Raw genomic sequence first — 9826 nt, 5'->3', positions numbered from 1 at the left:
CAATCAGTTCCTAAATACTTGCTTGCCGGCGTTGCTGGCAGCCGAGGTGTCTCAGGCGGGCGCTGGTCCGGGCGTTAATCCACAGAGTTATGCACAGCGGGTGGACAATGGGCTACTGAGCCACTCTAGGGGATGAAATCGCCAGAAGATAGCTGGGAAGTTGCCTGTGGATAATTACACTGTTGTGGTTCTGCAAAACGCTCTGTGAGCCACTTCATCCACAGGCTTGAAGCCGCTGTTGAACACAACTGTGGATAGATGCGCGGCAGGCTCCCGGTTTGACTGTGGGTGCCTTTTTGCCCTAACGTTGTGAAGTCCTTTGTGTCCGCTTTTGAGATCAGTTGTAACCCCGTACGTTCATCGTTCGGAAGGCAGCGGCGGCAGGCACATACAAAACTTAGCGTCGGCCAGTTCTTCCCCTTTTTTGATCGGGTGGGCGCACCTTTGATCCACTGGAGTAACTAACGTGAGCAAGCGGACTTTTCAGCCGAATAACCGCCGTCGGGCCAAGAAGCACGGCTTCCGCCTTCGTATGCGCACCCGTGCCGGCCGCGCCATCCTGGCTGCCCGTCGCGGCAAGGGCCGCGTCGAACTGTCGGCGTAAATAACTGACTTGTCGGTCAGGGTCTATTTGCGGGTTCGACGGTGCTAGCCACCCCTAACCGTCTGCGGACGTCTACCGACTTTTCAACAACTGTACGTTCCGGCGTCCGCAATGGACGCCGGAACTTAGTGTTATATACGGCTCCTATCGGAGCCGGGGAGCCGAGTCGAATCGGCTTCATTGTCTCCAAAGCCGTCGGGAACGCCGTGACCAGGAACCTCGTTAAGAGGAGACTGAGAGAAGCAGGCGCACTTTCCTTGCATACGCATGGAACGGGCCTGGCGGTCGTGGTCCGGGCACTGCCCGCAGCTGCAAATGCGAGCTGGGAGCAGTTGCTTTCGGACTACAACGCCGCACTGGCAGTGACGACGAAGCGATTGAGTGGCTCAGTTCCACGCAATGCTTCGACCGAACACAACGGCACCACAACGGAAGGGACACCGCGTGCATGACATAAGCACCGCCGTCGTTCCTTCCTCAAGCGACCCCTCCGGGAAGGTTCCCCGGCGGAGCCTCTCGGCGGCGGTGGGCACATTCCTCTGGGAGCTGCCCCGCAACATCCTGATCATCCTGCTGAAGACATACCGCAAGGTGATCTCACCCCTGTACGGCCAGGTTTGCCGTTTCTTTCCCTCCTGCTCGGCATATGCCTTGGAAGCAGTGACGGTGCATGGCGCCGTGAAGGGTAGCTGGCTGGCAGCCAGGAGGCTCGCCAAATGCCACCCCTGGAACGCCGGTGGAGTGGACCATGTCCCCGCCGGCCATCGTCATTGGCCCGAAGGCCGGACGCCCACAATTGTTGTACTGAACAATCCGGACCAGTTCCTGGCTGCTCAGGCTGATGAAGAAGGCCGCACTGCGGCCTAACGAATAGGGATATCGTATGGACTTCTTTGGAACGATCATGTTTCCGTTCAAGTGGCTGGTGTCAATCATCATGGTTGCCTTCCACGACGGACTGAGCTTCATCGGCTTGCCCGCCGCCAACGGCTGGACGTGGACCTTGTCGATTATCGGCCTTGTGCTGGTGATCCGTGCTGCCCTGATTCCTGTGTTCGTCAAGCAGATCAAGGCGCAGCGCGGCATGCAGCTGCTGCAGCCGGACTTGAAGAAGCTGCAGACCAAGTACAAGGGCAAGACTGATCAGCTCTCCCGCCAGGCCATGGCCCAGGAGCAGATGGCGCTGTACAAGAAGCACGGCACCAACCCGTTCTCGGCATGTTTGCCGATGCTGATCCAGATGCCGTTCTTCTTCGCGTTGTTCCAGGTGTTGTCGGGTATCTCCACCAACGCCAAGGAGGGCCAAGGCGTCGGTGCCATGAGCCACGAACAAGTGGTGCAGTTCGATCAGTCCAGCATCTTCGGCGCGCCTCTGTCAGCATCCTTGCTGCACGGCGGGGCTGGCGGCAATGACGTTACGGTCTGGGTACTTTCGATCGTGATGATCGTCGCCATGACCGCTTCGCAGTTCATCACCCAGAAGCAGATCATGGCCAAGAACATGTCCGAAGAAGCCATGGCCAGCCCGTTCATGCGCCAGCAGAAGATGATGCTCTACATCCTGCCGCTCGTCTTCGGTATCGGTGGCATCAACTTCCCGATCGGTGTCCTCATCTACTGGACCACCACGAACCTCTGGACCATGGGACAGCAGTTCTTCGTCATTCGCCGTATGCCTACCCCGGGCTCACCGGCCGCGAAGGCACTTGAAGAGCGCCGCGCTGCCAAGGGCCTGCCCCCGCTGCTGGGTGGCAAGAAAGCCGCCGACGCCGCTGCCGAAGCCGAAGCTGCTGCAGCCGCCGCTGCCGAAGCCCGTGCCCAGCGCGTCCAGCCACAACGTAAGAACAGGAAGAAGAAGTAATGTCTGCCGAGAGCACTGAAGAAGTTATCGCCGCCGTGACTGAAGAGCAGGATGACTCCCAGGAAGAGACGCAATCCAAGACGGCAAGCCGTTTGGAAGAGGAAGGCGACATCGCCGCCGACTACCTCGAAGAACTTCTTGATATAGCCGACATCGACGGCGACATCGACATTGAGGTCCGGAACGGACGTACTTACATCTCCATCGGAACGGACGAAGAGTCTGCGGCCCTGGACAGCCTGGTGGGGCGCGACGGTGAGGTCCTCGAGGCCCTGCAGGAACTCGCCCGTCTCTCCGTTCTCTCCGCTACCGAGACCCGCTCACGCCTGGTGCTGGACATCAACGGCTACCGCAAGGAGCGCGCAGGCGTTCTCCAGCAGATCGCCGAAGACGCAGTGGCCAAGGTTAAGGCAGACGGCGGGACTGTGGCCCTCGAACCGATGAGCGCTTACGAGCGCAAGATTGTCCATGATGCCGTGGCTGATCTTGGATTCGTCTCCGAGTCCGAAGGCGAAGGCGCTGGCCGTCACATCGTCGTTTCGGCTGACTAGAGCCCATGGTCGAAATCACCGCAGCAGAACTGGCAGCTGCAGAGAAGATCTTTGGGGAGCGCCTGGATCTTGCCAAGCGCTACGTTGAGCACCTGGCCACGTCAGGAACAGAACGTGGGCTGATTGGCCCGCGCGAGGTTCCCCGTTTGTGGAGCAGGCATGTTCTCAACTGTGCAGTGATCGAGTCCGCCATCGCAAGGAACAGCCACGTTGCCGACGTCGGTTCCGGCGCCGGGCTACCTGGTCTCTGCCTTGCCATAGCCCGCCCGGATCTCGAATTGACCTTGATTGAACCCTTGGAACGTCGAGTCATCTGGCTTCAGGAAGTGGTGGATGACCTGGGACTGGACAACGTCACCATCATGCGGACACGTGCCGAATTGGCCGTAGGCATGGTGGACGCTGACGTCGTCACAGCCAGGGCTGTATCAGCGCTGACCAATCTTGCCGGGCTGACCATCCCGTTGCTTAACGGCAGCGGAGAGGTAGTGGCCATCAAGGGTCGCAGTGCTTCTGAAGAGATAGAGAAGGCCGGCAAAGTCATCCGCAAGCTCGGGGGCGTGGAAACGTCTGTCGTGGTTTGCGGGCAGGAGCTGCTGGAAGAACCCACCACTGCGGTGAGGATTATCGTCAAGAAGCACGGAAAGACGGCGTAGATACCGCTTGGTTTCCCGCGTGTCGGCGGCTGAGCGGTTAGGCTAGAGAACGGCAGCAAGCGCCGAATGAGAGTGAGAGTGTGACCAGTGGGCAGTAGTGAAACTTCCACGCAACGGATACCCCCCTTTATGTCCTTGGGGTCCGCGCGGGCCATGGCTACACCCTCTTCGTCTCTCCAGTCCGCGATTGTGCGCACTGATTCAGTTGCAAACGCTGCAGTTTCACGTGAAACCGTCTCAGATGGAGTGCAGAACGTCATGGATTCCATCGATGATTCCAGCCCAATAGCGCGGCAGCTCGCGAATGAAACGCGGCGCCGAGAGCGCTTGATCGGCCGTGAACTTCCCAAGCCGGAAGGGACCCGTATCTTTACGGTTTCCAACCAAAAAGGCGGGGTGGGTAAGACCACTACCACTGTGAACATTGCAGCAGCCCTGGCCTCGGCAGGCCTCAACGTGCTCGTGATCGATATCGATCCGCAGGGAAACGCATCTACGGCCCTGGGTATTGAGCACCATGCAGATGTAGACAGCATCTACGACGTCCTCATCAACGATCTTCCGTTGAAGGAGGTCGTGGCCCCATGCCCCGACATTCCTAACCTCATCTGCGCGCCGGCGACCATTCACTTGGCTGGCGCTGAGATTGAACTCGTTTCGCTGGTGGCCCGTGAGCAGAGGCTCCGGCGTGCCATTGATGTCTATGCCAAGGAACGAGAGAAGAACGGTGAGGGCCGTCTGGACTTCATCTTCATCGATTGCCCTCCCAGCCTGGGTCTGCTCACTGTTAACGCTTTCTGCGCAGCCAGTGAGGTTCTCATTCCCATTCAGTGTGAGTACTACGCCCTTGAGGGACTGAGTCAGCTACTCAAGAACATTGAGATGATCCAGAAACACCTCAATGCTGATTTGGTGGTCTCGACCATCCTGCTCACGATGTATGACGGCAGGACGAACCTTGCCGCACAGGTCGCATCAGAGGTACGCCAGCACTTCCCCCAACAGGTCCTGAGTGCGGTCGTTCCGCGCTCGGTGCGTATCTCTGAGGCGCCGAGCTACCAGCAGACCGTCATGACATACGACCCTTCATCGAGCGGCGCGCTGTCCTATATGGAAGCCGCAGCCGAAATCGCTGAACGTTAGAATTCTTGAAACACAGCAACAGCCAGGGCAGGTCCGTGCTCGGCTATTCCATCGGAGGGATGAATCAATGAGCGAAAAGCGAAGAGGCCTCGGCAGGGGTCTTGGGGCTCTCATTCCTAGCTCGGCCGCGGCCCAGGGAAATGGCTCAGCGCCGTCCCGCCCCGTGGACCTGTTCTTCCCGGAAGCACGTAAGGCCTCGGAACCGACGGTTGAATCTCCGCGTGAGGAGTCGGTGCCTGCCGATTCAGCGCCGGCAGCTGCGAAGTCATCACCCGCGACGTCAAAAGCCAAGGCCCCTGCGGCGAAGTCACCGGCCAAGAGCGCGTCAGCCAAGACGCCTGCTGCCAAGTCCAGCGCGAAACGTTCTGCCGACGCTGCGTCCACTGCCGTCGAACAGCCCGTCCCTTCTTCGGATGCAGATGTCCAGGTTCCCTCAGCTGGTGCAAAGGCGCCCTCGGCACCCCAAAGCAACGACGTCGAGTTGGTGGAGGTTCCCGGGGCTCGGTTCGCTGAGATCCCGGTCGGTGATATCCATCCGAACCGTAAACAGCCCCGCTCCGTCTTCGATGAGGACGACATGGCTGAACTGGTTCACTCCGTTCGGGAAATAGGGGTTCTCCAGCCAATTGTTGTACGAACCTCAACCGAAAAGGGTGGAGAACCGTACGAGCTCGTTATGGGCGAGCGTCGGTGGCGGGCAGTACAGGCCGCAGGGCTGGAAACCATTCCTGCGATTGTCCGGGATACCACGGACGACGACCTTCTCCGTGATGCTCTTCTGGAGAACCTGCACCGTAGCCAACTGAACCCCTTGGAAGAAGCTGCAGCGTATCAGCAGCTCTTGGAGGACTTTGGTACTACGCACGAGCAGCTGGCAGATCGCATCGGCCGCTCACGCCCTCAGGTCTCCAATACACTGCGTCTCCTCAAGCTTCCGCCGTTGGTGCAGCGTCGTGTGGCCGCTGGTGTCCTATCTGCAGGCCATGCACGGGCTTTGCTTGCCCTTCCGGATGCGGCCGCAATGGAGCGCCTGGCGCAGCGTATTGTCGCCGAGGGTATGTCTGTGCGTGCCACCGAAGAGGCAGTGACGCTTTACCAGGATCCCACCACGCCCGCGAAGAGCAGCATTCCCAAGCCAAATGCTCGGCATGAGCGGCTCGATTACCTCGCTTCCTCACTTTCGGACCGTTTGGACACGAATGTGAAGATCACTTTGGGCGCCCGTAAGGGACGTGTAAGCATCGAGTTCGCCAGCGTGGAGGACCTCAACCGCATTATGGATGTTCTGGGTCCGGGTTCTGAAGACTAAGCTAACGCGCAATTACTGAAGGGCTCCACTCATTGAGTGGGGCCCTTCTTCTCTTTCCAGATCAATGTGCCCTTTTGGTGGTTTCTGGCCTTGCACTGTGAGGCACCGTACCATTCCCGGCGGGCGCGCGGAACGGTTCTCTCGATCCGCGCCGGCGCTCATTGTAGGTGCATTCGCAGTGTCGAGCGTACAAACCAGTGATTCGACTAGGACGAATGTGTTTCACGTGAAACACGCAATGCCGAGGTCTAGGAATCTCCGGCAATCCACTCACATAGATGCCGCCTCCTAGTGTCTCGCGCTGCGGTTAGGCCCTCTCTTTGGGTGTCTGAGCTGTCAGCTCTCTTAGCGGTTGGTCGAAATCATGATTTGGTCTTCGGGATTCCACCAAGGCTCTTGATTTTGGATGGACCGGGATTTCATGTGCTCGGACACAGGTTTGTTCCGCCGGCATCTGACACCACACCAGATGTTCACGGTGTTTCACGTGAAACCTGCGGCCGTACTGTTCTCCGCGTCGAAATCAGCGCAATACGCCGGAAAATCCCAAAGGCACTCTTCCGGCCATTGGCTACCACTTTCGAGTTGCCCTGGACACAACTGAGGAACGAACCTTACAGCAGCCAGCGGCGACAGAGAATGCCCGAGAGGTCCATGCGTACCTGTTTACGGAGATGCGGTGCCTGCAGTGATACATCTTGTACTTTGACATTGCTGGTTTCACGTGAAACACCCAGACTGACCATAGGGCTATGGTCCGCTGGTTTGCCTCCTTGGCTGAGTCGTATCACTGCCTTTGGACTAGGCGTAGGATCCTACTGATTCGGGTCAGGATCAGTCTCCTCCCACGCTTCTACATTCGATATCCCAAGCCGTGGGGGCTCAGTTTCCCGTCTGTTTCACGTGAAACATTGCCATACAAATCTACTAAAACGGAATAGGGTTCACATTGTCCTCTAAGGAGGTTGCTCCGCATACTCTGGGCCAGAGGAATGTTGCTGGCGTCTGGGCCTAGCGGTCTGTATAGACCGTCTTAGCTGCAACCGGACTTTGCCTGAGGGTGCCTGCAGAGCTGGCGACTGCGGACCCGGACTTCGCTGGCCTCGTTGTCTTGGAGTCATGAGACACTGCTGCAGGGTGCAGGATGATAAGAAGCACGGATGGCCGACCCGTCGCACATAGCCCGGCAGGTCCGGAGAACCAGATAGGTCGCGTCGCACCAAGTGCGAAGCAGCCGCCGTAACTGGTTGGGCTGGATGCTCGCATAGTTCCCTGGCTCGCAGCCAACCAGAGTGTCCTCGGAAGGGCCATTGGCCTATGCCGGTTCCATCGTCAGAACAGCAGCAACGCGGCTAAGGTGTGGCAGTGAACCGTTCGATTGCCCAAACAGTTAGGCCTAGTCCTCAATTGAATGGTTGTCACCGCGCTGTTCAGGCTGTGGAGTCGAGCACTGAGCCGTAAGGGTGTACAGCACCGTGGGTGTGTAGAGTCCTATAGTGATCTAGGGTTTCGGTGATAGCTCAGCCGCGGCCACTCATCTAGCGATGTTGACTGCTCCCCCAAAGCCTGGGCTAGCGAGGTCTCGGGGCGTCCATGGGTGTCGGGAGTGTCGAAGGCATGTGAGCCCTGAACCAGCCAGGTTGGCACCTTCAGAGGTGAAAAGCAGGCCTAGGGGCTCTTGGTCCACCTAAACTTCCTTCCGTCCGTAGGGCGCTCTGCCCTGTGCAATCTCATCGTCTCCTCTGTGGGGATTCAGGTTAGGCCGGCAGCATCCGGCATCTGTCCATACACTCCCCCGTATCACGCAGCCTGGATCGCTGACGGCGAGTGCGGGGTCGAGGCTTGAATTGGTCGGATGTTGAGGACGAATATGGAGCCCGCATACACACACTATTGTTGTGGCGATTCGACGACTGGCCTTTTTAGGCCGCTGAGTAGCAGGCTCCCTTATTATGACGTCATCAGCCGGCGCACCTGCTGGCGCTGCATAGGGCCATCATCCCCGACTTGTTTCACGTGAAACGAAGAGAGGACCATTACCTCGTAGTGGTCTAAACTGCCCGTTACAACTGTGCATATCGCAGTGGATAAGCCTGTGGATATCTCTGGGGATAACGTTCGGCCGATGTGGGTCTAACGAGCGAGCGGGTGTGACTCGACGGCTTCCTCAGAGCCCGTCCGCCGGATGGTCTGAAAAAATGCGGCAAGGCCTGTTCTGGGTTTCATCCCGACTGGTGGAAATTGAGCTTCAACAGGGGTTTATGACACGTAAAAGCGCTGTATTCTTGCGCAATTTTGGAACTTTCGAGCCCCAGCAGTTTGGGCCTTGTGCATTGGAAGCAACTTCCCCAAAAGATGCCACAGATGTCCCACTGTCGTGGCTCTCCCAGTGGGATGGTGAGATTGAACACCCGCAGTGGATAAGCCTGTGGATAACTATGTGCATAAGAAGAGGTCTCTCCTGCGGATAACTTGGGAATTATGGCTAGGATCGATCCTGATCCATCCGATGGCACGACAGAGTTGAGGCCTTCGTCTAGGCCGGCAATTGGCCCGGACGGTAGGGTGATCCCTCCCAGTCTCAGCTTGGGATGACAGAACTGGAATGAAGGCCGACACCTGTGGCTGCTGACGGAGCATTGCGCCGAACGTGCCTAAGATGCCGAGCACCTCGGCGCGTGAATCATCGGATGTTCTGTCACGAATGGGCATAGCGACTGAGATACGAGCTGCCTCATGTTGGCGCCCATGCATTCTCCTGCCGCCGCATAAAGAGTGCGCCACCTGGAGACACTGCACGGTGGCCGCAGTTAGTGTGGCGTAGGGGCCGAGTAGCTGACAGAGTTCCTCTGCCTCAGCAACCAGAACCCGGGTTCAGCATGGGCAAGTATCTCGTGATCCTATTCGGCTGTCGCAGTAGGCATCGTCGCAGTACGCCTCACACACAAGGGTTCAGCGAGGAGCCGCTCTGAGTCTACGGAGAGAATATTGGTGCCCTCCGTAGTCTCTGGCTAGAGAGTGCCCTGTGGTTCGGTTTCACGTGAAAGGACCCACAGGCAGGCATGCCGTTGGCGTTCCCTCGCGAAGACTTGTCGCCGTTAGCCCACGGGGCAGTGTGCGGAGTCCTGAGGCGCTGCCGGCGTACCGGATAATCGACAGCTGAATACCTGAAATCACATGGCGTAATGTGGACGTGCTGCGATCGTCGACATGGGCTTAGGCCGTCAGGCTGAACACTCTTGCGGTCGGGTGACACGATAATCCTCGAGAGAAGAGGCAATCCCGCCCCTGAGCTACTTCTCGGTGGCTTCGATTCAAAAGGCAAAGCAGCAAGCCCCATGGGCGTTCCGGTCACGCGCCATGCTCCTCATCAGATGCTCGCTCCGCAGCAGCAAGCAGCAAGCAGCAAGCAGCAAGAGTCCTAACGGCGGCAGTCATGGGCTGTCTTGCTTGTGATCAGATTCGAGTGTGCTTCCCGGGACACTGGTCGTCGTGAAATTACGGATACGTTTCACGTGAAACAGACATTCCGTGTCTCTGTGGGGTTACCGCGGAGAGGTCTCCTCGGAACGAGTCTGCTTGGAGGTGGAACGTTCTGATGCTTTCGTGAATGGGCCTGGTTTAGAGTCTTGAACCTTCAGTTCGCGGAAGTCGTCTAAAGGGCTACTCCGGGTCATACAAGCGCTTCTACACTAGCCTAGA

At 58.1% G+C, this 9826-nt stretch carries 8 protein-coding genes; all 8 read left to right on the top strand.

Translation table 11 applies throughout. The annotated features are described in order from the left end of the window. The first annotated feature begins 466 nt into the window (after positions 1-466). The 8 genes from rpmH (at position 467) to ACNAOU_RS22030 (ending at position 6124) form a co-directional block, all read left to right on the top strand. Positions 467-604 (top strand): 50S ribosomal protein L34, encoded by a 138-nt coding sequence (gene rpmH / locus ACNAOU_RS22065; protein WP_011776797.1) that lies wholly within the window; start codon positions 467-469, stop codon positions 602-604. A 41-nt stretch (positions 605-645) separates the two neighbouring features. Then, positions 646-1056 carry a ribonuclease P protein component gene (gene rnpA / locus ACNAOU_RS22060; RefSeq protein ID WP_079582047.1) on the top strand — a complete coding sequence of 137 codons (411 nt, stop codon included), beginning with the start codon at positions 646-648 and terminating at the stop codon, positions 1054-1056. After that, positions 986-1471 (top strand): membrane protein insertion efficiency factor YidD, encoded by a 486-nt coding sequence (gene yidD, locus ACNAOU_RS22055; protein WP_026267272.1) that lies wholly within the window; start codon positions 986-988, stop codon positions 1469-1471. The genes rnpA and yidD overlap by 71 nt, the downstream gene beginning before the upstream one ends. 16 nt (positions 1472-1487) lie before the next feature. Then, on the top strand, positions 1488-2465 hold the full coding sequence (gene yidC, locus ACNAOU_RS22050) for a membrane protein insertase YidC (RefSeq protein ID WP_018778484.1): 978 nt from the start codon (positions 1488-1490) through the stop codon (positions 2463-2465). Then, entirely contained in the window at positions 2465-3016 is a 552-nt protein-coding gene (locus ACNAOU_RS22045) for a protein jag (RefSeq protein ID WP_039238989.1), read from the top strand. Before yidC ends, ACNAOU_RS22045 begins: the two co-directional genes overlap by 1 nt. A gap of 5 nt (positions 3017-3021) precedes the next feature. Then, complete coding sequence (gene rsmG, locus ACNAOU_RS22040; protein ID WP_422757761.1) at positions 3022-3672, top strand: 16S rRNA (guanine(527)-N(7))-methyltransferase RsmG; 651 nt, start codon at positions 3022-3024, stop codon at positions 3670-3672. Between the two features lie 87 nt (positions 3673-3759). Next, positions 3760-4815, top strand: coding sequence for a ParA family protein (locus ACNAOU_RS22035; RefSeq protein ID WP_227453619.1), 1056 nt, complete (start codon positions 3760-3762; stop codon positions 4813-4815). Between the two features lie 67 nt (positions 4816-4882). Next, a complete protein-coding gene (locus ACNAOU_RS22030; protein WP_039238986.1) occupies positions 4883-6124 on the top strand; it encodes a ParB/RepB/Spo0J family partition protein in 1242 nt (413 codons plus the stop codon). Positions 6125-9826 lie beyond the last annotated feature (3702 nt).

It is taken from the genome of Paenarthrobacter sp. C1 (genome assembly GCF_049315185.1).
Lineage (GTDB): Bacteria > Actinomycetota > Actinomycetes > Actinomycetales > Micrococcaceae > Arthrobacter > Arthrobacter nicotinovorans.
This window is presented reverse-complemented; position numbering and strand designations above follow the sequence as displayed.

Excerpts from the sequence above, each read along its gene's own strand:
- ACNAOU_RS22045 (WP_039238989.1), top strand. The coding sequence starts at position 2,465 with ATGTCTGCCGAGAGCACTGAAGAAGTTATCGCCGCCGTGACTGAAGAG.
- rsmG (WP_422757761.1), top strand. The coding sequence starts at position 3,022 with ATGGTCGAAATCACCGCAGCAGAACTGGCAGCTGCAGAGAAGATCTTT.
- ACNAOU_RS22030 (WP_039238986.1), top strand. The coding sequence starts at position 4,883 with ATGAGCGAAAAGCGAAGAGGCCTCGGCAGGGGTCTTGGGGCTCTCATT.
- yidC (WP_018778484.1), top strand. The coding sequence starts at position 1,488 with ATGGACTTCTTTGGAACGATCATGTTTCCGTTCAAGTGGCTGGTGTCA.